This is a genomic window from Bradyrhizobium sp. USDA 3240 (genome assembly GCF_054063295.1).
In genome coordinates this window covers 6,660,608-6,681,530 of record NZ_JBSSGD010000002.1, presented here as the reverse complement: position 1 = coordinate 6,681,530, position 20,923 = coordinate 6,660,608, and the positions used below count along the sequence as shown (strand labels likewise).

At 65.2% G+C, this 20,923-nt stretch carries 21 protein-coding genes; 4 read left to right on the top strand and 17 right to left on the bottom strand.

The window, feature by feature from the left end; all coding sequences use genetic code 11:
• The first annotated feature begins 30 nt into the window (after positions 1-30).
• Positions 31-756, top strand: coding sequence for a phosphonate metabolism transcriptional regulator PhnF (phnF, locus tag ACVIGA_RS32340; protein ID WP_375779540.1), 726 nt, complete (start codon positions 31-33; stop codon positions 754-756).
• 78 nt (positions 757-834) lie between these two features.
• Here phnF and phnE (ACVIGA_RS32335) read toward each other — a convergent pair whose 3' ends face one another.
• The 4 genes from phnE (ACVIGA_RS32335) to phnC form a co-directional block, all read right to left on the bottom strand.
• Positions 835-1,683 (bottom strand): phosphonate ABC transporter, permease protein PhnE, encoded by an 849-nt coding sequence (phnE, locus tag ACVIGA_RS32335; protein ID WP_456669181.1) that lies wholly within the window; start codon positions 1,681-1,683, stop codon positions 835-837.
• Positions 1,680-2,564 carry a phosphonate ABC transporter, permease protein PhnE gene (phnE, locus tag ACVIGA_RS32330; protein ID WP_456669180.1) on the bottom strand — a complete coding sequence of 295 codons (885 nt, stop codon included), beginning with the start codon at positions 2,562-2,564 and terminating at the stop codon, positions 1,680-1,682. The genes phnE (ACVIGA_RS32335) and phnE (ACVIGA_RS32330) overlap by 4 nt, the downstream gene beginning before the upstream one ends.
• Positions 2,565-2,642: 78 nt before the next feature.
• A complete protein-coding gene (gene phnD, locus ACVIGA_RS32325; RefSeq protein ID WP_223969895.1) occupies positions 2,643-3,578 on the bottom strand; it encodes a phosphonate ABC transporter substrate-binding protein in 936 nt (311 codons plus the stop codon).
• A 76-nt stretch (positions 3,579-3,654) separates the two neighbouring features.
• A complete protein-coding gene (phnC, locus tag ACVIGA_RS32320) occupies positions 3,655-4,470 on the bottom strand; it encodes a phosphonate ABC transporter ATP-binding protein (RefSeq protein WP_375779536.1) in 816 nt (271 codons plus the stop codon).
• 210 nt (positions 4,471-4,680) lie between these two features.
• Here phnC and ACVIGA_RS32315 point away from each other — a divergent pair, with 210 nt between their 5' ends.
• From ACVIGA_RS32315 to ACVIGA_RS32305, 3 genes are read left to right on the top strand one after another with little or no spacing between them, the layout of a single operon-like run.
• On the top strand, positions 4,681-5,346 hold the full coding sequence (locus tag ACVIGA_RS32315; RefSeq protein WP_456669179.1) for a chloramphenicol acetyltransferase: 666 nt from the start codon (positions 4,681-4,683) through the stop codon (positions 5,344-5,346).
• Complete coding sequence (locus tag ACVIGA_RS32310) at positions 5,343-6,515, top strand: alpha-D-ribose 1-methylphosphonate 5-triphosphate diphosphatase (RefSeq protein ID WP_456669178.1); 1,173 nt, start codon at positions 5,343-5,345, stop codon at positions 6,513-6,515. The genes ACVIGA_RS32315 and ACVIGA_RS32310 overlap by 4 nt, the downstream gene beginning before the upstream one ends.
• A 20-nt stretch (positions 6,516-6,535) precedes the next feature.
• On the top strand, positions 6,536-7,225 hold the full coding sequence (locus ACVIGA_RS32305) for a DUF1045 domain-containing protein (RefSeq protein ID WP_456669177.1): 690 nt from the start codon (positions 6,536-6,538) through the stop codon (positions 7,223-7,225).
• A 9-nt stretch (positions 7,226-7,234) separates the two neighbouring features.
• Here ACVIGA_RS32305 and hemC read toward each other — a convergent pair whose 3' ends face one another.
• From hemC to ACVIGA_RS32240, 13 genes are all read right to left on the bottom strand, one after another.
• A complete protein-coding gene (hemC, locus tag ACVIGA_RS32300; protein ID WP_456670939.1) occupies positions 7,235-8,206 on the bottom strand; it encodes a hydroxymethylbilane synthase in 972 nt (323 codons plus the stop codon).
• Positions 8,207-8,308: 102 nt separating this feature from the next.
• Positions 8,309-8,929 carry a bifunctional nicotinamidase/pyrazinamidase gene (gene pncA, locus ACVIGA_RS32295; protein ID WP_456670938.1) on the bottom strand — a complete coding sequence of 207 codons (621 nt, stop codon included), beginning with the start codon at positions 8,927-8,929 and terminating at the stop codon, positions 8,309-8,311.
• Positions 8,929-9,747: an aspartate dehydrogenase gene (locus tag ACVIGA_RS32290; RefSeq protein ID WP_456669176.1), complete on the bottom strand. Its 819-nt coding sequence runs from the start codon at positions 9,745-9,747 to the stop codon at positions 8,929-8,931. The genes pncA and ACVIGA_RS32290 overlap by 1 nt, the downstream gene beginning before the upstream one ends.
• Entirely contained in the window at positions 9,747-11,165 is a 1,419-nt protein-coding gene (locus tag ACVIGA_RS32285; RefSeq protein WP_456669175.1) for a M20/M25/M40 family metallo-hydrolase, read from the bottom strand. The genes ACVIGA_RS32290 and ACVIGA_RS32285 overlap by 1 nt, the downstream gene beginning before the upstream one ends.
• A 130-nt stretch (positions 11,166-11,295) precedes the next feature.
• Positions 11,296-11,784: a Rid family hydrolase gene (locus tag ACVIGA_RS32280; RefSeq protein ID WP_456669174.1), complete on the bottom strand. Its 489-nt coding sequence runs from the start codon at positions 11,782-11,784 to the stop codon at positions 11,296-11,298.
• A 19-nt stretch (positions 11,785-11,803) separates the two neighbouring features.
• Complete coding sequence (locus ACVIGA_RS32275; protein ID WP_456669173.1) at positions 11,804-12,214, bottom strand: c-type cytochrome; 411 nt, start codon at positions 12,212-12,214, stop codon at positions 11,804-11,806.
• Positions 12,211-13,803 carry a flavin monoamine oxidase family protein gene (locus ACVIGA_RS32270; protein WP_456669172.1) on the bottom strand — a complete coding sequence of 531 codons (1,593 nt, stop codon included), beginning with the start codon at positions 13,801-13,803 and terminating at the stop codon, positions 12,211-12,213. Before ACVIGA_RS32270 ends, ACVIGA_RS32275 begins: the two co-directional genes overlap by 4 nt.
• A gap of 124 nt (positions 13,804-13,927) precedes the next feature.
• Positions 13,928-14,680, bottom strand: a complete 753-nt coding sequence (gene cnbZ, locus ACVIGA_RS32265) for a 2-amino-5-chloromuconate deaminase CnbZ (protein WP_456669171.1) — start codon at positions 14,678-14,680, stop codon at positions 13,928-13,930.
• Positions 14,681-15,116: 436 nt separating this feature from the next.
• The gene (locus ACVIGA_RS32260; RefSeq protein ID WP_375779525.1) at positions 15,117-16,337 is read right to left on the bottom strand and encodes an ABC transporter substrate-binding protein; all 1,221 of its coding nucleotides are present in this window, start codon (positions 16,335-16,337) and stop codon (positions 15,117-15,119) included.
• Between the two features lie 201 nt (positions 16,338-16,538).
• Positions 16,539-17,984: an amidase family protein gene (locus ACVIGA_RS32255; protein WP_456669170.1), complete on the bottom strand. Its 1,446-nt coding sequence runs from the start codon at positions 17,982-17,984 to the stop codon at positions 16,539-16,541.
• A 41-nt stretch (positions 17,985-18,025) separates the two neighbouring features.
• A complete protein-coding gene (locus ACVIGA_RS32250) occupies positions 18,026-19,444 on the bottom strand; it encodes an amidase family protein (RefSeq protein ID WP_456669169.1) in 1,419 nt (472 codons plus the stop codon).
• Between the two features lie 43 nt (positions 19,445-19,487).
• The gene (locus ACVIGA_RS32245; RefSeq protein ID WP_456669168.1) at positions 19,488-20,282 is read right to left on the bottom strand and encodes a FadR/GntR family transcriptional regulator; all 795 of its coding nucleotides are present in this window, start codon (positions 20,280-20,282) and stop codon (positions 19,488-19,490) included.
• A 73-nt stretch (positions 20,283-20,355) separates the two neighbouring features.
• Positions 20,356-20,856: a hypothetical protein gene (locus tag ACVIGA_RS32240; RefSeq protein WP_456669167.1), complete on the bottom strand. Its 501-nt coding sequence runs from the start codon at positions 20,854-20,856 to the stop codon at positions 20,356-20,358.
• Positions 20,857-20,923 lie beyond the last annotated feature (67 nt).

Genomic DNA, 20,923 nt, shown 5'->3' with positions numbered 1-20,923 from the left:
CAAACCGAAGATTTCTGGTATCACCGCGCCATGAGCATGCAGGAAAGTTCTGGCGTCGCCTTGTGGCGGCAAGTCGCTGACGGCATCGAGCGCGGCATCGCCGACGGCCGCTTTGCTGCGGGCGAAAAGCTGCCCGGCGAGATGGAGATCGCCGAGACTTACCGGGTCAACCGCCACACGGTGCGGCGGGCGCTCGCCGCATTGGCGGAGCGCGGCCTGGTGCGCGCCGAGCGCGGCAGCGGCACCTATGTCGAAGCTCAGCGCCTTGCCTATCCGCTACGCTCACGCACGCGATTCTCCGAGATCGTCGGCGCCGGCGGCCACGAGCCGCGCGGCCAACTGATCGATGCAGGCAGCGACGTCGCCAATCGCGAGATCGCGCGCGAGCTCGGCCTGAAGATCGGTGCGCCGCTGATCCGGATCGAGGCGGTGCGGCTCGCCGACCGGACGCCGATCTGTGTTTCGACTACCTGGCTGTCGGCCGAGCGGTTTCCCGATGCCGGCAGCGTATTCGCCGATGTTCGCTCGATGACCAAGCTGCTCGGGCATTACGGCGTGAGGGACTACCGCCGCGCCTCGACCCGAATTACCGCGGCGATTGCCGATGCGACCGACGCTGCACGGCTCGATTTGCCGCTGGGCCGGCCGGTGCTGGTGGTCGACGCCACCGACGTCGACATGCTGGATCGCCCGCTGGTGACCAAACGCTCGCGCTTTGCCGCCGAGCGCGTCGAGTTTCTCGTCGAGAATAGCTGAGCGTGCCGCCACACTGACGGTGCACCGCTTTCGCGCCACCTTCTCCCACAAGGGGAGAAGGATTGAGCGCGCGGCAAGCTACACCACGGCCCGTTGCCCGATGATGGCAAAGCGCAGCTTGCTCGAGATGAAGTCGATCGCGGCGACCGCGATCAGGATCATCAGGATCAGGAACGACACCTTCTGCCATTCCAGCACGCGGATCTGCTCGGCGAGCTGTAGCCCGATGCCGCCGGCGCCGACGATGCCGATGATGGTGGCTGAACGGGTGTTCGACTCGATGAAATAGAGTACTTGGCCGGCGATCACCGGCAGCACCTGCGGCAGCAGGCCGAAGCGGATTTCATGCAGCGCGTTGCCGCCGGAGGCGCGGATGCCCTCGACCTGCTTGCGATCCGCCGCCTCGATCGCCTCGGAGAACAACTTTCCGAACGCGCCGAAGTCGGAGACCATGATCGCCAGCACGCCGGCGAACGGGCCGAGGCCGACGACGTTGATCCAGACCAGCGCCCAGATCAGCGTATCGACGCCACGGATCGAATCCAGGAAGCGGCGCACCGGAAAGCGGATCAGGTTCGAGGGGATGATGTTGCGCGCCGCCAGCAGGCTGACCGGCAACGCAAAGAGCGCCGCGAGCGTGGTCCCGAGCAGCGCGATCGACAGCGTCTCGCCGAGCGCCTGCATGTAGAGCGGGAACGATGCGCCGGGATTGGGCGGGATCATCATCATGGTGATCCAGCCGAGTTGGCTCATCCCCGTGATCAGCTCCGTCGGCGAAAAATCGAGATCGACCAGGCCGTAGACGAAGATCGCGACCGCCGCTGCGATCATCGCCGGCAGCGCCAGCCGCGCCGACGCCGGGCGCTCGAATACGCCGGGATATTTCGCACGCAGTTCCGCGGTGTCCGGCTTCGGCAGCTGGCTCATCGCCGGGTCTCCTTGCCGAACAGCCGGCCACGCAACCAGCCGGTCGAGATGTCGATGATGAAGACGGTGACGATGATGGTGACGAGAATGGCGCTGACGTCGGAATAGTAGAACTTGCGGATCGCGACCACGAGCTCCTGCCCGATGCCGCCGGCGCCGACGAAGCCCATCACCGACGCCTCGCGGACGTTGATCTCGAAGCGCAGCAGCGCGTAGCTGGCGTAGCCCGCCGAGACCTGCGGCAACACGGCAAAGCGCATGCAGGACAGCCAACTCGCGCCGGTGGAGCGGATGCCCTCGACCGGCTTCATGTCGGCATTCTCGACGATCTCGGCGAACAGCTTGCCGAGCGCCCCGGTGGTGTGGATCGCGATCGCCAGCACGCCGGCCATCGGCCCGAGGCCGAACGCGATCACGAAGATCAGCGCGAACACGATGCCCGGCACGGTGCGGGCGAATTCGAGCAGGCGACGGATGACAAAGCGCACCCACGGTCCCGGCGAGGTGTTCTGGGCGGCGAAGAAATTCAGCGCGAAGGCGAACACGGCGCCGGTCAGCGTGCCGACATAGCTGATCAGGATCGTCTCGCCGAGCATCTTCAGCCATTTCTGCCAGCCCCAGAACCATTCGGGAAAATCGGTCCAGACCCGGGCGCCCGATTCGAGCGTCAGGATGCGGTCGAAATAGCTGACGAAGTTGCCGAAATAGGTGAACAGCGTGCGCAGGTTCACCTCCGCGCCGAACGCCGCGATCAGCAGGGCCGCGCAGAATATCGCCGCCGCCAGCGCAGCTTTCAGCCGCTTGCGCGCCACGGACCTGCGGTAGGCGTCTTCCAGCGTGGCCAGTTGCTGCGCCGGAAGAATGGATACGGCGGTCGCCATCGGCGCGTGCCAGTCCGGTTCGGAGTTGAGAGGAGAGAAGGCCGGGCGATCGGGCCCGGCCTTCGTGACGTCAGGCGATCAGCTCGCCTTCTTCTTGCGCAGATTGTCGACGAACTTGATCAGCTCGACGGTGCCATCCCAGTCCTTGGTGGTGGCGGGATGGAAGCCCTTCTTCTGGCCGTCGGAGAGACGCTCGAAAGCCGCCTTGTCCTTGGTCGGAGCCTCGAAGAAGGCCTTTGCGATCGCAGCCTTCAGGTCTTCCGGAAGATCGGCGTTGTAGGCGTATGGCCCGTTGATGATCGGCGCCGACTTGTGGATGATGCGGAAGTCGTCCTTCTTCATCGCCGAACCGTCGGCGTTCTTCAGCATGCCCTTGGTCAGCATTTGTGCGAGCGTGGAATCGTCGTCGCTGGTCCACTGGTTGGCGGCCATGTCGACGGTGCCCTGCGCCAGCGCGAGGACCGCATTCTCATGGCTGCCGGTGAACACGACCTTGCCAAAATAGGTGTCGGCGTCGGCGATGCCCATCTTGTCGAGCTCGAAGCGCGGCACGTTGTTGCCGGAGGTCGAGTTCGGATCGACCAGGCCGAGGTTCTTGCCCTTCAGATCGTCGACGCTCTTGTACGGGCTCGACGCCTTGACGAAGAATACAGAGTAATAGCCGGTCGAACCGTCAGCGTTGATGTCGTTGGCGAAGGCATCGGTCTTGACGCCGGTCAAGCGGGCCCGCGCGAACGAGGCCGAGCCGTAGCTGGCGATCTGGATGTTGCCGGCGCGCTGACCCTCGATGACGGCCGCGTAGTCGTTGGCAATGCGAAGCGTGACCTTCACGCCGAGTTCCTTCGACAGATAGGCCACGAACGGCGTCCAGCGCTCGGTGACGCCGGAGGCGTTCTCGGCCGGCACCACCGCGAAGGTGAGCTCGGGATATTTTGCTTTCCAGTCCTGCGCGAATGCCGAGCCCGTGAACGCCAGTGCGGCGGCGCCGGCCAGAATGATGCGACGAGTGAACATGACTACCCCTCTTTTGTAGTTACACCTGTTGGCCGGGCAAGACGCCCGGCCTCGCAGATTGGAAGATGCGCGCCGCTCAGGCTGCGGCAGCGGTGCCGAGCGCCGGAACGGTCGCGCCGTCCGGCGCGGGCATTGGCGCGCCGCCCATGACGTCATTGGCCTCGAGGTCATAGAGCTCGCGGGCGATATGGTCGGTCAGCGCTACGGGCGCGCCGTCGAACACCACGCGTCCTGCCGCCATGCCGATCAGGCGGTCGCAATAGGTTCGCGCCAGATCGAGCGAATGAAGGTTGCAGAGCACCGTGATGCCGAAATGCTTGTTGATGCGCAGCAGCGCATCCATCACGATCTTGGTGTTGCGCGGATCGAGCGAGGCGATCGGCTCGTCGGCAAGAATGATGTCCGGCTCCTGCACCAGCGCGCGAGCAATCGCGACTCGCTGCTGCTGGCCGCCGGAGAGCTGATCGGCGCGCTGCGCCGCGAGCTGGGCGATGTCGAACTGATCGAGCGCGGACAGCGCGAGCGCCCTGTCCTGCTCCGGCCAGACCTGCGCCAGCGAACGCCATGACGGGATCTGGGCAAGCCGGCCCATCAGCACATTGGTCAGCACGTCGAGACGGCCGACGAGATTGAACTGCTGGAAGATCATCGCCGAGCGCGCTCGCCACTGCCGCAGCGCCTTGCCGCGCAGCGCGGTGACATCGGTGCCTTCAAACAGGATACGGCCGGAGGTCGGATCGGCGAGACGGTTGATCATCCGCAGCAACGTCGACTTGCCGGCACCGGAGCGGCCGATCACGCCGACAAAGCTGCCCGGCGCGATCGAAAAGGATGCGTTATCGACTGCGGCTTTTGTGCCGAACCGGCACGTCAAACCTTCCACCACCAGCATGCAATGCTCCAACCGCGTCGTGTTGGGCCATCGCTATCCCCGGTGCTTGACAGTTATGTGACGTGGCGTTGCAGTGCGGCGATCGTCCACACCCCTCCCTTGTCGTTCGTTTGACGTCATCGCAGCGTCATGATGTTGTCATCAAGCATCCCGATGACGAGCGCGCATCTCCCCGGAAGGCAAAGATTTACAAGATTTGCGGAGGCCCCGATGGCCGGAAAAACACTCTCGGTTGTGCCGACGATCGACCCGACTGCGTCGGTGCGCGAGAGCAAGCTCGCCAAATATACCGAGGTCGGCGCACGCACGATCCTGCTTGAAGTCAGCATGGATGACTATTCCTACGTCGTGAACGACAGCCAGATCACCTACACCTCGATCGGAAAATTCTGCTCGATCGCGGCGATGACCCGCATCAATCCCGGCAACCACCCGATGCATCGCGCGACCCAGGCACATTTCACCTACCGCGCCAGCGCCTATTTTCCCGGAGAGAGCGACGACACCGACTTCTTCAACTGGCGACGTGCGCATCGCGTGCATATCGGCCATGACGTCTGGATCGGTCATGGCGCGATCCTGCTGCCGGGCCGCAACGTCGGAACCGGCGCCGTGGTTGCCGCCGGCGCGATCGTGACCAAGGATGTGCCCGCCTACACCATCGTTGCCGGTAATCCGGCGCGTCCGGTCAAGCGGCGCTTCTCCGAGACAACAGCGGATCGCCTCACAGCGCTCGCGTGGTGGGACTGGGATCACGAAACACTTCGTCGTGTCCTGCCCGACTTCCGCAAGCTCGCGGTCGAGGAATTCCTCGACAAGTATGAGGCCGAGGCCGTATCCCAATCACAGAACAAGCAATGGAGCGCCGTAAGGTGACGGACATTTTCATTGAAGGCGGACGCACGCTGGTTGACGGTGCGTTGGTCGAGACCTCGCTGCGGACCTCAGGCCGCGACATTGGCGCGCTCGACGCCGAACAGGGCCGCGCGGCGCTCCACATCAATGCCGGCGGCCTCTTGGTGCTGCCCGGCATCATCGATCTGCACGGCGACGCGTTCGAGCGGCAGATGATGCCGCGCCCCAGCGTCGATTTCCCGACCGACGTCGCGCTAATCGACAGCGACCGGCAGGCGATCGCCAACGGCATCACCACCGTGTTCCATGGTACGACCTGGTCGTGGGAGCCCGGTCTACGCAGCGCGGAGAATGCACGCAAGCTGCTCGATGCGATCGAGGCGCTGCGGCCACAGCTCGCCGCCGATACCCGCTTCCATCTGCGCCACGAGACCCACAATCTCGAGGCCGAGGCCGAGATCATTCAATGGCTCAGCGAAGGCCGCATCGACCTGTTCGCATTCAACGACCACAGCAACGTCAAGCCGAAGAAGCGCAACCAGCTCGCCGAACGCACCGGGCTCTCCATCGAAGCCGTCAACGACATGCTCGATCGGATCGTGGCGCGCCGTCCCGAGGTGCCGGCCTCGATCGCGCGGCTGTCTGCGGCTGCACGCGCGGCCAACATTCGCATGCTCTCGCATGACGACAACAGCCCGGCGATGCGCCAGGAGTTTCGCGCGCTCGGCGCCACGATCGCTGAATTCCCGGTCAATGAGGAGACCGCGCGCGATGCCGCCGCCGCCGGCGACTTCATCATATTCGGCGCGCCCAATGTGGTGCGCGGCGGCAGCCACACCGGCTGGACCAAGGCATCCGACATGATCGCACAGGGCCTCTGCTCGGTGCTGGCGTCGGACTACTATTATCCGGCACAACTGCTCGCCGCGTTCCGCCTCGCCGCCGATGGCATCCTGCCGCTCACCAAAGCCTGGGACCTGATTTCGTCGGCGCCGGCACGCGCGGCGGGGCTTGCCGATCGCGGCATGCTCGCTGCGGGCCGCCGCGCCGACATCATCGTCGTCGACGACAAGGTGCCGCTGCGGCCGCGCATCGTCGCCGTGATCGCAGCCGGACGGCTGGTGCATCTGGCCGATGCGAGCTGCCTCGTTCATTCGCTCGCACCGCGCAAGACGGTTGCGGCAGCATAGTCAGGACCTGTTCTGCCGCCATGGCCAACACTCCGCGCTACGCGATCTATTATGCGCCGTCACCCGACAGCGTCCTGCACCGCTTCGGCTCGACGCTGCTCGGCTACGATGCCGTGTCGGGCGACGACCTGCCGTTTCCCGATGGCGTTGCGCCCGACTGGCGCGAGGTGACGGAAGACCCGCGCAAGTACGGTTTTCACGCCACGCTGAAGGCGCCGACCGCGCTCGCCGATGGCCGGAACGAGTCCGAGCTGCTCGACGCCTGCGCCGCCTTCGCCGGCCGCGCGCGGCGCATTCCGGTGATCGAACCTGTAGTCGATGCCATCAGCGGCTTCATCGCCGTGATCCCGGCGCGCCGCTCGGATGATCTGCAACAGTTCGCCGCCGATTGCGTCACCGAATTCGACGCGTTCCGTGCGCCGCTGACGCCGCAAGATCGCGCGCGCCGCAAGCCCGAACGGCTCACGGAGCGGCAGCGCGACTATCTCGACCGCTGGGGCTATCCTTACGTCATGGAGGAATTCCGCTTCCACATGACCCTGACCGGACGGCTGAGCGACGAGCGGCGCGGCCCGATCGTGGCGCGGCTGCGCGAGCGGTTCGCGGCGATCGACCTTGCGACGCTCGCCGTTGACCGGATCGCGCTGTTCAAGCAAGCCGACGGCGCATCCCGTTTCCGCATCATCGGAAGCTGGCCGTTGCGCGCGTAACGGCGGACGCTACTCGTCCACCCGGGTCCGGGCGATGATCTCGGCGGCGCCCTTCGCGAGCAGCTCCATGCCGACGGCGCGGCCCAGCTCGCGCGGCCGGTCCGCCGGTCCGCAACGCGTCACCTCGATGAAGCCGGCACCGGCCTCGTCGAGCACGGAGGCACGCAGCGTCAGCTCGTTTCCAGCGAGCGTGGCGTGGCCGGCGATCGGCGAGTTGCAGTGGCCGTTCAACACCCATAGCACCTCGCGCTCGGCCTCGGCGGCAAGCCGCGACTGCGCATTGTCGATACCAGCAAGCCGCGCCCGCGTCGCCCAATCGGTCTCGACGCATTCGACCGCGACGATGCCCTGGCCAACCGCCGGCAGCATCTCGTCGACGGAGAAATCATGCGCGATGCGCGCGGTCATGCCGATGCGCTCCAGGCCGGAACGCGCCATCACCAGCGCATCCGCCGGCCCCACATCGCCGCCATCCGGCAGCCGCTGCTTGGCACCGCGATCGAGTTTTGCAATTCGCGTGTCGGCAGCGCCGCGGAAATGAATGACCGTCGCCTCCGGAAACAGCCTCCGCAGATAGGCGGCGCGGCGCACGGCGTTGGTGCCGATCATGAAGCCCTTGCCGCGCGCGGCGCGAAACGCATCCAGCGTCAGGCCTGGCCGCAGCACGAGGCTGTCATTGGCGGCATCGCGCGCCAGCATCGCCGCGAGGACGAGACCCGGCGTTTCCTCATTGCCCGGCACGTCCTTGAGCGAATGCATCGCCGCCTGTAGCGTGCCCGATCGCATGGCTTCGCGGATCTCGGCGACGAAGGCGCCGCCCTTGCCGCCGTGACGCAACAGCTTGCTGGTCTGGTCCTGGTCGCCGCGGGTCTCGAACTTGACGATGTCGACGGTAAGGTCCGGCGCCGAGGCGCGCAGCAGCCGCGCGACCTCGTCCGTCTGCGCCAGCGCCATCGCGCTCTTGCGCGTCCCTATCCGCAAAACCTGTCCCGACACGAAAGCTCCGCTGCGTGATCATCAACGGCTGGGGATTAGAACAAAAGGTCAGTCAAAACAATGGTTTTTGCCCTGGCTTGGCCGCGTTCAGGGGATCTCCTCAACAAGCGAGACACCGGCCTCGCGCATCGCCGCGGTGGCAGAGGCAAGCGAGCCGCCGAGATCGATGGCACGGCAGCCCGACAGCACGACCGTGGTCTCGAAGCCGAGCCGCCGCGCATCGAGCGCCGAATACTGCACGCAGAAATCCGTGGCGAGCCCGGCCATCACGACGCGCCTGAGGCCGCGCTCGCGCAGATAGCCGGCGAGCCCCGTCGGGGTTATCCGGTCGTTCTCGAAGAACGCCGAATACGAGTCGATCGCGCCGCGGAACCCCTTGCGGACCACGAGCTCGGCCCGGTCGGTTACGAGCTCGGGATGAAACGCGGCGCCGGCCGTGCCCTGGATGCAATGATCCGGCCACAACGTCTGCGGCCCATACGGCATGGTGATCGAAGAGAACGCCGTCGCGCCCGGATGCGAGGTCGCAAACGAGCCGTGGCCCGCCGGATGCCAGTCCTGGGTCAGCACGACATGGTCGAAGCGCGCCGCAAGCCGGTTGACCACCGGCACGACGGCAGCGCCGTCGGCGACCGCCAGCGCGCCGCCGGGGCAGAAATCGTTCTGCACGTCGATGATCAGCAAGAGGTCGTCGGGCCCGATCTTCATCACGTCCCGATCCGCAACGACGCGCGCAGCTTGCGCAGGCAGGCGATCACCGACAGCGCCGTGATGCGGCCGGTCTTCGGATTCTCCGAGGGGATGTTCTCGATCATCATCGAGAACCGCGCTGAATCGGAATCGACCTCGATGCGGTGGACGTTGCGCGTCACCGTCGGATCCGCCCAGATCTCGACCCTTGTGCGGTCGGGGCCGATGCCGGCCAGCGACAGCGCCACCGCGACGTTGATATTGGCCGGAAAGCCCTTTGCGGCGTCGCGCGCGCTGCCCTCGAAGATGCACAGCGGCTCGGTGATGCCTTCGATTTGGATGTTGTTCTCGACCAGATGCGGCGCCCCGACGAGGCCTGCGATCGGCTTGCGCGACACCAGCCTTGCCGAATGGATGGTCCCGACCGCGGCCGCGGTCACGGCATCGAGCCCGATCAGCGCGCCGGTCGGCACGATGATCTGGCCGCCATGCGCCTTCGCGAGGTCGACCAGGTCCTCGTTCTGCAACAGCGCGCCGACGCTGAGCACGACCGCGGTCTTGCCGCGCTCGACCACCGGCGCCACGATCGAGCGCACCAGCCTGCTCGGCGCGCACTCGACCACGATGTCGGCGACCTCAGCCAACTGCTCGATCGGCACCAGCTTCGGCGCAGACTTGAGCCCTTCGATCCAGCCGCGGTGCTTGTCCGGGCTGTTCGCGGACACCGCAACCAAGGTCAGGCCCTCGATGCCTTGATCGAGCGCCTTGACGACATCGGTGCCGATCGCGCCGAGGCCGGCGACCGCAACGCGCATCTTTGTCTTGCTGTCAGCCATCATTTCCCGCCGGCGAGCATCTTGACCAGGCGATAGAGGTACTCCTCGCCCTCGTAGAACGACTTGACGAGCACGCGCTCGTCCTTGCCGTGAGCCCGGTTGTCATCGACATCGGATCCCAGTCCGGAATGGCCGTAGGTCGGAATCCCGGCATTGCGCAGATAGCTGCCGTCGGTGGCGCCCGTGCTCATCACGGGGACGATTTCGGCATTCGGCCAGAACTCCTTGGACAACTTCTCGACCGATCCCATGATCTCTTCGTTCAATGGCGATGGCGGGCTCAGCACGGCCTTGCCGGTCGGGGTCACCTCGATCTGCTTGTCGGCGAGCACGCGCTCGATCGTCGCCTGAACGCCTTCGACCGGCTCGCCGGGCAGGATCCGGCAGTTCACCTTGGCGGTTGCCAGCTGCGGCAGCGCATTGATGGCGTGGCCGCCCTCCAGCATGGTCGCGACGCAGGTGGTGCGGAGCTGCGCGTTGTAGCCGGGATTCTCCGACAATCGCGCCAGCGCCGCCGGGTCAGGCTGCGGCGCCAGGATCGCCTTGATATCGTCGGCGTGCGACTTGTCGACCTCGGCGGTCTTGGTGAAATAGATCCGCGTCGTCTCGTTGAGATTCATCGGGAAGTCGTATTTGGAGAGCCGCACCAGGCCCTCGGCGAGCCGATAGATCGCATTGTCCTTGCGCGGCAGCGAGCTATGGCCACCGCGGTCCTTCACTGTGAGCAGGTAGCCGATCGAGACCTTCTCGCTGGTCTGCACGCTGTTGCGGATCGCCTTGCCGTTCTTCAGGCCGACGCCGCCGCCTTCGTTGAGCGCGAACTCGGCGTCGATCAGGTCGCGGTGATTCTTGATCAGCCACTGCATGCCGAGACCGTTGGCATCGAGGATCTCCTCGTCGGTCTCGAGCGCGACGATGATGTCGCGGTCGGGCTTGTAGCCCTCCTTCTTGTAGCGGATCAGGTTGGTGATGAAGGCCGACGCCATGTATTTGTCGTCGCCCGAGCCGCGACCGTAGAAATAGCCGTCCTGCTCGGTGAGCTTGAACGGATCGACCGACCAGTCCTCGCGGTTGGCCGGGACGACGTCGATATGGGCGACCAAGAGGATCGGCTTGCGCGCGCCGGAGCCGTGCAGCCGGGCCACCAGATTGCCCTTGTGCGGGGCCGGCGAGAACACGTGCACGTCACTCTCGGGGAAGCCCGCCGCGCGCAGCCGCGCGCCCATCGCCTCCGCCGCCTTCTGGGTATCGCCGGTCGCAGTGGTCGTATTGATCTCGACCAGCTCCTGGTAGATGCCGCGGGCAAATTGCTGCTGCTCGGTCAGGCCCTGCGCGCCGGCGCCGGACGCGAGCAGGACCGGAGCGAACGCCACTGCGAGCTGCAGCGATCGAACCATGTTTCGGGCCTTGTGCAACATCGTGCTCTCCCAGAATTCCACCACCTGATTGGAGATGAATTCAGACAGGCGGCACGCGCTTTGGCAAGACGCCGAGCCCTTCAATTTCCGCGCGCATGCTCCGCGCTTTCGCGCACGCTATTTGGAGTCCTTATTTAGCGTCCTTGGCCGCAATCACCTCGATCTCGACCAGGAAGCCGGGATTGGCGAGCGCGGCGACGCCGACCACCGAGCGCGCCGGCAGGTTCGGCTGGCTGCCGCCGAAGAACTGGGTGTAGCCCTCCATGAAGGCCTTGAAGTCCATCGGCGCAGCCGTGCTGTGCACCAGGAACACCTGCATCTTGACGACGTCGCCCATGCCGAGCCCCTGGCCTTCCAGAATGGCCTTGATGCGGTTGAACACGCCGACGGTCTGGGTCTTGGTGTCGCCATAGGCCTGCGGGCTCGACGGATCGGCATCCTTGTTGACGACCGGCGGCACCTGGCCGCTGACGTAGACCGTCGTGGTGTTGCCGGTGACGGTCACGGCCTGCGCGATCGGGAATGTCGAGTTGGGAATCGGATGCCTGACCACGTCAGCCGAGGCAGCGGCCGCCATCGCCGACAGCGCGGCGCCCAGTGCGATACCGATGAACTTCATCGAACTCTCTCCAAAATGGTTAGCGGCGGGCGTCCTGGACGTCCTTGGTCGTCACCGCGTCCTGATAGGTGTTGCCGAAGTGCGTCCGCAGATAATTCACAACGGCGGCGATCTGACCATCGGTCATCATGTCGCCGAACGCCGGCATGCCGCGTCGGCCGTTGATGACGAGGTAGATCGGATAGCTGCCGGCTTCGAGATTCTTGTTGGCGGCAAGCGCGGGATAGCTGCCGGCGCCGCTCGCGCCCATCGCATCCGACATGTGGCAGCCCTGGCAGACATTGCCGAACAGCTCCTCGCCGGTCATCTCCACGAAACGGTAGCCTGACGAGAAGGTCCGCTTGGTCACCCCGCTGTCCTGCCCAAGGGCCGCGGTCGCCGACAGCAGTGCCAGCACCGCGATGACAGATTGTCCTGCCCGCACCATCATGTCTTCACCACGCGTTCGTGCAATCGGGCAATGGCATCGAGCGCGGACAGGATTGCGCCCTCCTGCCAGGCCGGCAGCTGCGAAGCGTGCTCGCCCGCCAGCGCGATGCGGCCGTCGATCTGGCAGAGATTGCGGTAATGCTGCGCCCGCCCGGCTTCGGTCCATTCACCAGCGCAGCCGAGCGTGAACGGCACCCGATGCCACGCCACCGCAACGCCATTCTCGAACTCGCTTTTGTACTGCGGATGGATCTTGGCGCCGAACTCGACCGCGCTGGCGACCCGCTCGGCCGGCGTCATCGCGGTGAACTCGAAGGAATTGGCGCCTTCATACAAATAGGCGCCGAGCAGGACGCCACGGCCGCCGCGGTTGAAGCCATAGTTCGGATAGCCGATATTCCGGATCGGCAGGTCGGTGTAGCTGATGCCGCCATAGATCGCCTCATCTTCTTCCCAGAACCGCCGCTTGAACTGCAGCCCGACCTTCACCGAGGCGGCGTAGGGCAAGGAATCGATCGCATTCTTCATCGGCCCGCCGACGTCGATCGACAGCTGGCTCAGGATCGGCAGCGGAATGGTGCAGATGCACCAGTCGGCGGTCGCCTGCTGCACCGCGGAGGGACTGGCGGTGTCGACAAAGCTCACGGTGACGCCCGAGCCGTTCTGCTGGATCTGCGTCACCTTGGCGTTATAGCGGATAAGATCGCCGACCTCGCGCGCGAACGCCTTGCCGATCATATCCATGCCGCCGACCGGCTGGAACATGGTGGTCTGGAAATCATAATGCGCAAAGCTCTGGACGTAGCGCCACATCCGCGACCGCAACAGCTCCTGGAGCGAGATCGGATCGCTGGGAAGCGGATCGCCCATCAAGCCGCCGCCGGGATCGCGCGCATAGCCGCGGACGTCGGCGGAGCGCAGATTGGCATTGTACTTGTAGTCGCGATCCAGCGCGCCCCATTCGCGCAGCGCCTGCAGCAGGATCTCCTGGTCTTCCTTGCTGACGAACTCGTCGAGCCTGCCCTGCTGGCTGACTTTCGCGAGCAGCTCCGACACGCCGCCCTGGAAATCCGCCTTGATGCTGCGAAAGCGCTGCGGCTTGCCGTCGAATGCACGTGTCGCGTGCAGATAGGCATTGTGGTTGAGCTGGATGAAGGGTTCCAGCGTCACGTTGAGCCGGCGACAGTAATCGAGCAGCGCACGGTGATGATAGGGAATCCGCCACGGACCGGGATTGAGGTAGAGCCCCTGCTCGAACTGGCAGGTCTGCTTGAAGCCGCCGAGCTCGGTAAAACTGTCGCCACCGCGGATCGACCAGTTGCGGCCGCCGGCGCGGTTGTTGAATTCGAGGATCTGGACCTTGTAGCCGGCCTTGCGCAGTTCCAGCGCCGCCGTCATGCCGGCAAGCCCCGCGCCGAGAATCAGCACCGAAGCGCCCTTCACGTCGCCCGTGAGCTTGAGCGGCCCCTGGTAGGCGGACTCGGAAGCGAAACCGAGGCTCGTCATCGCTTGATACATCGCCGAACTGCCGGCGATGGTCCCGATCAGCGCCAGCAAATCCCGCCGCCTGATCACAGATTGGTTCTGCACCCGCGTTCACCCAGCCGCTGATTTCGATGGCGAAGGGAAACGGTTGACGCGACCGGTGTCAAGAAAGGGCACGCGCTTACACATGCGCCCACACGCGCTTTTGATGCATCACGCGACGGATACATCACACCACGCGTTCGAGTTGCACACGCCGGCAATCCATTTCATAGTCGAGTCCAACCACCGGCGGCCGGTCGAAATGCCAGGTCAGGCCGTTGCGAAGCGCGCCACGGCGGCCGAGCTCGCTTTCGAGCACCGGATAGACATCGTGGACGGTATAGAGCTGCACCGCGGTGGTGTCGCGCCAGGAACCGCCGAACGCGCTCATCCGGCGTTCCATCTCGCCAAGCACGAATATCGCCTTCGCCCGGATGCCGGCCGGGCTGGTATCGCCGAGCGCGACTGTATGATCGCGATAATTAGCCTTGCCCTCGACCGACTCGCCGCTGCCGGCCACGACGAAACTCGTCGGCGCATCCTTCGCCGCCGGCACCGTGTAGCAGAAGGCGTGGAACGACGGCTCGGTGGGCGGATCGAGCTTTGGACAGACATTGCTGCGCGCCACCGGATTGACGCCATCGCGCATCACGCCCCAGGCGATCAGCGTCTTGATGTAGATTTCGTTGAAGGCCTTGAACCCGTCCTCGGTGAACGGCGCCGGCGAGCGCAGCTCGCAGGCAGCGAACGCGGTCAGCGGGCGGCCGGCATCCCCAATGATATCGGCAATCCTTGCAAAACCCGCGCTCAACGACACCGGTTCTGAGAACCTGACCCGCTCGATGGCATAGCCGGGTAGCGCACCGACGCCGCAGGAATACTGACTGACGCCGGGCATGAAGCGGTAGCCGCCGTCGGGAGCCTCGATGGTGTTGGTCATGGTGCCTCTGCTGGATGATGGATGCGGTCGTCGCGATGACGGTTCGCGATGGAGGGTATGCGCGAACTGCTCGATTTCATCACAGCCGTCGTCCCGGCGAAAGCCAGAGTCGATATCGCGCCGCATCTTCCGCTGTCGTCCCGGCGAAGGCCGGGACCCATACTCCGCAGCAGGTGTCGTGAGAAGGACTCGTTGTTCCAGCGTCGAGCAACAATTGTCATTCGTGGTTATGGGTCCCGGCCTTCGCCGGGACGACGGCGAGTGTGTGGCGCCGCCCGTGAGTCACGCATCCGCATTCTCGCGGCATGAGGCGCGCCCCGGAATAACGTATGGAATCGTATGGCGGGTTAGCCGAAGGTGTAACCCGCCGACGGCGTATCGCGAGAATGGTGGGTTACGCTTCGCTAACCCACCCTACGGACCACGTCTCGCGCCCTTAATGCGCCTTGGCGATGTAGGGGCAACCGCCTTCAGCGAGCGGACGGAAGGCCTGGTCGCCCGGCACCGTCGCGAGATATTCGTAGAGATCCCACTTGCCCTTGGACTCTTCCGGCTTCTTGATGCGCATCAGGTACATGTCGTGCACCATGCGGCCGTCCTCGCGCACCACGCCGTTCTGGGCAAAGAAATCATTGACCGGGGTCTTGCGCATCTGCGCGATCACGGTTTCCGAATCCGCCGAGTTGGTCGCGGCGACCGCCTTGAAATAGTGCCGCAGCGCCGAGTTGACGCCGGCCTGGTAAGCCGTCGGCATCGCGCCATGCCGCTTGAAGAATTCCTGGGCGAAGACCCGGGTTTCGGGCGTGCGATCCCAATAGAAGGAATCGGTGAACAGCAGATCGTGCGCATGCGCGAGGCCCAGCGCGGGCACGTCGGTGAGCGTCACCTGCAACGCGACGAGCTGCATGCTGGCACGGATGTTGAACTCGTCGGCCTGCGACACCGCGTTGCGGAAGTCGGAGCCGGCATTGGCGAGCGCCAGGATTTTTGCGCCGGACGACTGCGCCTGCAGCAGGAAAGACGAGAAATCGGCGGTGTCGAACGGATGACGGACCGCGCCCAGCACCTTGCCACCGGCCGATGTCACGGCCTTGCTGGCGTCGCGCTCCAGCGCCTGGCCGAATGCATAGTCGGCGGTGAGGAAGAACCAGGGCGTGCCGCCGCGCGCAACCACGGCCTTCGCCGTCGCGTTCGAGGACGCGTAGGTGTCGTAGGTCCACTGCACGCTGGTCGGCGAGCATTGCTTGCCGGTGAGATCGGATGAGCCGGAGCCCGAGATCAGGAACAGCTTCTTGCGTTCGCGCGTCACGGTCTGGATCGCGAGCGCCACCGCGGAATTGACCCCTTCGGCGATCACGTCGACACCCTTGTTGTCGATCCAGTTACGCACGATGCCGGTCGCGACGTCAGGCTTGTTCTGGTGATCCGCCGAGATGATCTCGATCTTGCGTCCGCCGACCGTGCCGCCGATTTCCTCCGCGGCCATTTGCGCCGCGATCACCGACCCAGGGCCGTTGCCATCGGAATATTGCCCGCTCATGTCGGTGATGATTCCGACCCGCAGGACGCCGTCCTCCGCGCGAGCAGCGCCGGCGGCAAAGGAGAGACACGCGGCAGCAATTGCGATCAGGACAGGCGAGCGTTTCGTGATGGACATTTCGTTCCCAAAGGTTCGGATGGTTCGGACGAACTCCTGAAGGAATCAGGGATCGCCGACAACCCCGTAGCCGGCATGGCGCTCTGCGATTCCGCGCACAAATTCCGGGTGGAGGAACACGGCGCCTCGCCGATCATGCGAACGCCGCGACGAGATTTCGCCGCGGCGTTCCCTGCAGTGCTGGACGGTTTCGAAATCGCCTCAGCGCCGCTCCCACAACTGCTGCGCCAGAATGCCGACCTTGCGTTCGATCGCCTCGGCCGCATCGAGACACATGTCCTCGCGATAGCGCGAGCCGACAATCTGGACGCCGACCGGCAATCCCTCATGCAGGCCGACCGGCACCACGGCCGCCGGCAGCCCCAGCACGTTCATCGACGAAATGAAGCGCAAATCGTTCCAGAACAACTCCTTGACGCGCTGATCGCCGCCGAGATCGGCATTGACCTCCGGCGTCCTGCGCACCGAGGTCGGCATCAGCACCAGCGGATATTGCTCGAGGAACGTCATCCAGTTCCTGATGTGGCGCGACCGCTCGGCGATCGCCTTCATGTAGCCAGCCTGGTCGAGCGGGTTGGCCAGCGCCATGAAGCCGTGGAACGTCTTCTGGAAGTCGGCGCTGGAGGTCGCCAGCATCTGGTCCTGCTGCAGGATGCGGGTCTCGGTCATGATCAGGTCGCACCAGAGCTGCCAGACCTTGTTGAGATCTGGCACCTCGACCTCGCTGACCGCGTAGCCCGCATCGGCCAGATGATCGGCCGCCTTGCGCTGAAGCGCGATCACGCCGCGATCGGTCACCATGTCCTCGGGGATCTTGGCGAGCGCGACCTTGACCGGTGCGGCAGGCTTCGGCCCCGTCAACGGCGCCGGCACATACCAGGGATCGCGCGGGTCGCGCTGCGCCATCACCTCGAGGCCGAGGCGCACGTCGGCGACGTGGCGCGCCAGCGGTCCTTGCGACGACATGAACTGCGCCATCAGCGGCCGTTCTGCCGTGGCGCTGGGATTGAACGCCGGAATCCGGCCCTGAGTTGGCTTGATGGTGGCGATGCCATTGCAATGCGCCGGCCAGCGCAACGAGCCGCCGATGTCATTGCCATGCGCGATGGTGCCGATGCCGGCCGCAATCGACGCGCCGGCGCCGCCCGAGGATCCGCCGCAGGTTACGTCCGCGTTCCAGGGATTGCGCGTCAGGCCGTGCAGAGGGTTGTCGGTGAAGCCGCGCAGCGAGAATTCCGGCGTATTGGTCAGGCCGATGATGATGGCACCGGCCTTCTTGAGATTGGCCGTCACCGGCGAGTCGCCCGGCGCGATGTTGTCCTTGAAGGCCACAACGCCGTTCGAATTGGCCTGGCCTTCGACGTCGATGTTGATCTTGATCGTGACCGGCACGCCGTGCAGCGGTCCAACCGCGCCGCCCTTCGCTTTGCCCGCCGCCAGAGCCTCGTCTGCGGCCTTGGCCGCCTTCAGCGCAGCGTCGCCGAGATCGACGACGACGGCGTTGAGCGCCGGGTTGGCCTCCTGCTTGCGGTCGAGATGGGCGCGAACCACCTGCTCCGACGTCACTTCGACGTTCTTGATGGCCGCCGCCGTGTCTACGGCGGACCATTGCCAGATCGGTGCATTCGTCACGTTGTGCTCTCCCATAATGCTCAGTGTTTGTTGTTGGTTTCGAAAACCGCGTGCCTCTAGTCGCGCGGATCGATCGGCGTCAGCGTCGACGCACGCGCCTCGATCACCTCGGCGACGGCGAGACAGACATCCTCGCGGAAACGGCCGGCGATGACCTGCACGCCGACCGGCACGCCGCCGGCGGTCCCCGTCGGCACCACGACCGACGGAAAGCCGAGCGCGGGGACCGCAAGCAGCGGCCGCTGCGCATCGAGCAGCGCACGCACCACCGTTGCTTCTTCCTGATCCTGATCGAAGCGGAACGGCAGTTGCGCCGAAACCGGCAGGATGATGACCGGGCAGCGCTCCTGGAACAGCTGCCAGGCCCGCACGATCGAGAGGCGCTGCTCGAAGCAGGCCAGCACCTGATCGCCGTCGAGCTCAGGTGCGTAGGCGATATGGCATTCGAGATTATAGCGGCTTCGGTCATCGCCGAACTTGCGGATCATCGGCGCCAACACGCGCCGCTCCTCATTGATGACGAGCCGATGCCAGAGATCGGCGGCCTCCGCGAGGCGCGGCGGCAGGGTCTCCTCCACCGCGAAGCCGGCCTCGGCGAGCCAGCGTCCGGCGGCGCGCACCGCTGCGCTGACTTCCGGCGCCTCGTCGCCGAACGGCACGGGCGCGATCGCAACGCCGACCGGACGCTTGAGCGGCCCACCCTGCACGGGCACCGGCAGCCATGTGCCGTCGCGCGCGTCGGCCTGCGCCATCGCGGCAAGACCCGTGCGCAGATCGGCGATCGAGCGCGCGAGCGGCCCCTGCACCGACATCATCTGCGCCGTGATCGGACGATCTGATGCCGCCGACGGATTGAACGAGGGAATTCGTCCCGGCGTCGGACGCAGGCCGGCAACGCCGCAGGCATAGGCGGGATAGCGGATCGAGCCGCCGAAATCATTGCCATGCGCGATCGCGCCCATTCCGGAAGCAACGGCGGACGCGGCGCCACCGCTGGAGCCACCCGGCGTCAGCCGGCGGCTCCACGGATTATAGGTCGCGCCGTGCAGATCGTTGTTGGTGAACCAGCGGTGCGAGAACGCTGGTGTGTTGGTGCGGCCGACAATGACGGCGCCCGCCTTGCGGAAATTCGCGACCACCGGGCTGTCGTCGGTTGCGATCACGTCGCGGAAGGCGACGACGCCGTTGGTGGTGGCGTGGCCGCGCTGATCGACATTGACCTTGATCGTGACCGGCACACCATGCAGCACGCCGAGCTCGGCGCCTGATTTCACCGCTGCATCCGCCGCATCCGCCGTGGCCACTGCTTCATCGGCCAGATCAGCGACAACGGCGTTCAACGCCGGATTGACCTGCGCGATCCGGTCGAGGCTCGATTGCACGGCGTCCCGGCTCGAGATCGCACGCGTCGCAATCGCACGCGCCAGATCGACGGCCGACCAGCTCCACAACTCATTCTCGCGCCGCGTGACCATTGTTGTTTCCTCCAACGCGTATGCAACTATCAGCCGATGCCGTTCAGTCGAGCCGCAACGGCTGGTGAAAGACGGGCAGATCCATGCGCCGGTCCTCCGCGGGAACCACCACGGCTTCGGCGCTCAGCACATGATCGAGCATCACGCGCCGGGCGCGCGCGGCATTGCCGGAGCGGAACGCGGCCATCAGGCGCTTGTGAAACTCGATGTTCTCGCAGGTGAAGCTGGATGCGAATTCCTGCACGCCGAGCTTGCCGATCAGATGCCGGATCGCCTCGTTGACGAAGCGGGCGACCAGGCCGAGCAGCGGATTGGGGCAGGCCTCGATCAGGATGTCGTGGAAATCGATCTCGGCGAGACGGTGGTGTTCCCAGTCCGCAATGCCGCCGGGATGATGCTCCTGAACCGCGATCGCCTTGTCGAGCGCCGCGAAATGCGCCGCCGTGAGGTGGCCGACCACGCTGAAGGCGAGCTCCGGCTCGATCAGGCGGCGGATCTGGTAGATCTGCGCGGTAGAGATCGACTGGAAATAGAAGTAGTTGCTGAGCAGGCCGACGATCCGGTTGATCGACACCGGCGCCACCCGCGCGCCGCCGCCGGGCCCGGTGCTGTTCTGCACCAGCCCCTGCACCTCCAGCGATTTGAGCGCCTCGCGGATGGTCGAGCGGCTGCATCCGAACATCTCGATCAGCTCAACCTCCTGCGGCAGCCGGTCGTTCGGCTGCAAGCCGGCCTGGAAGATGTGGCTGCGGATCAGGTCGGCGACTGCGTCCGAGCGCTTGCGCTTGATCGAGGCGCGCCGCGAGGGGTCCAGGGACGGTAAAGCCGATTTATCCATTTTATGATCATAAATCGGCCGGGACGCCTCTGCAAGCCCTCGGTGGCCCCAACTAGGATGCTCTTAAAGCCGGCTATTGGTTCGGCGTGAGGCGCATCCGGCGACAGAATCCGTCAATGAACCGTGCGAGCGCTTCGAAATCGGCGAGCAGCCTTTCGGCCAGTTCTCGATCAACCGATCCGGGGGCAAACGATTCCGTCAGACGCCTTTGACGATCTGCCCAAGCCCGGCACGTTGCGGCCTTGGCTTCGGCAAACGCAACTTGCTCCCTTCGGCGGCCGAACCTGCTTTCTTCCTCAGGCAACCGCTTGTTGGGGATTGATCTGATGTTGTCCGGGACGTCCGGGCACTTGAGCGGATCCGGGCAGCGATCACTGTTTGCGCGCGCGATGGACCCGTTCATGTCCGTGCCTCCCGCCAGTCGCAGTGCTGGTCGGCGCGGCTTAGCTTCAGGACTCAAGAACTGCTCGATCTCTGTCAGGAGGTCACGAAGCTCATCGGTCGAAAATCCCTGCAGGGCATCGTCGACCTGGCTTCGGGTACTCTCCGGATAGACGGCGTTGTCTTCGGCCATTGGCGTACAGCAAAATCGAAATAAGCCTGTCAGGCAGGCACCATGCATTCCTGTCAAAAGGTAACGG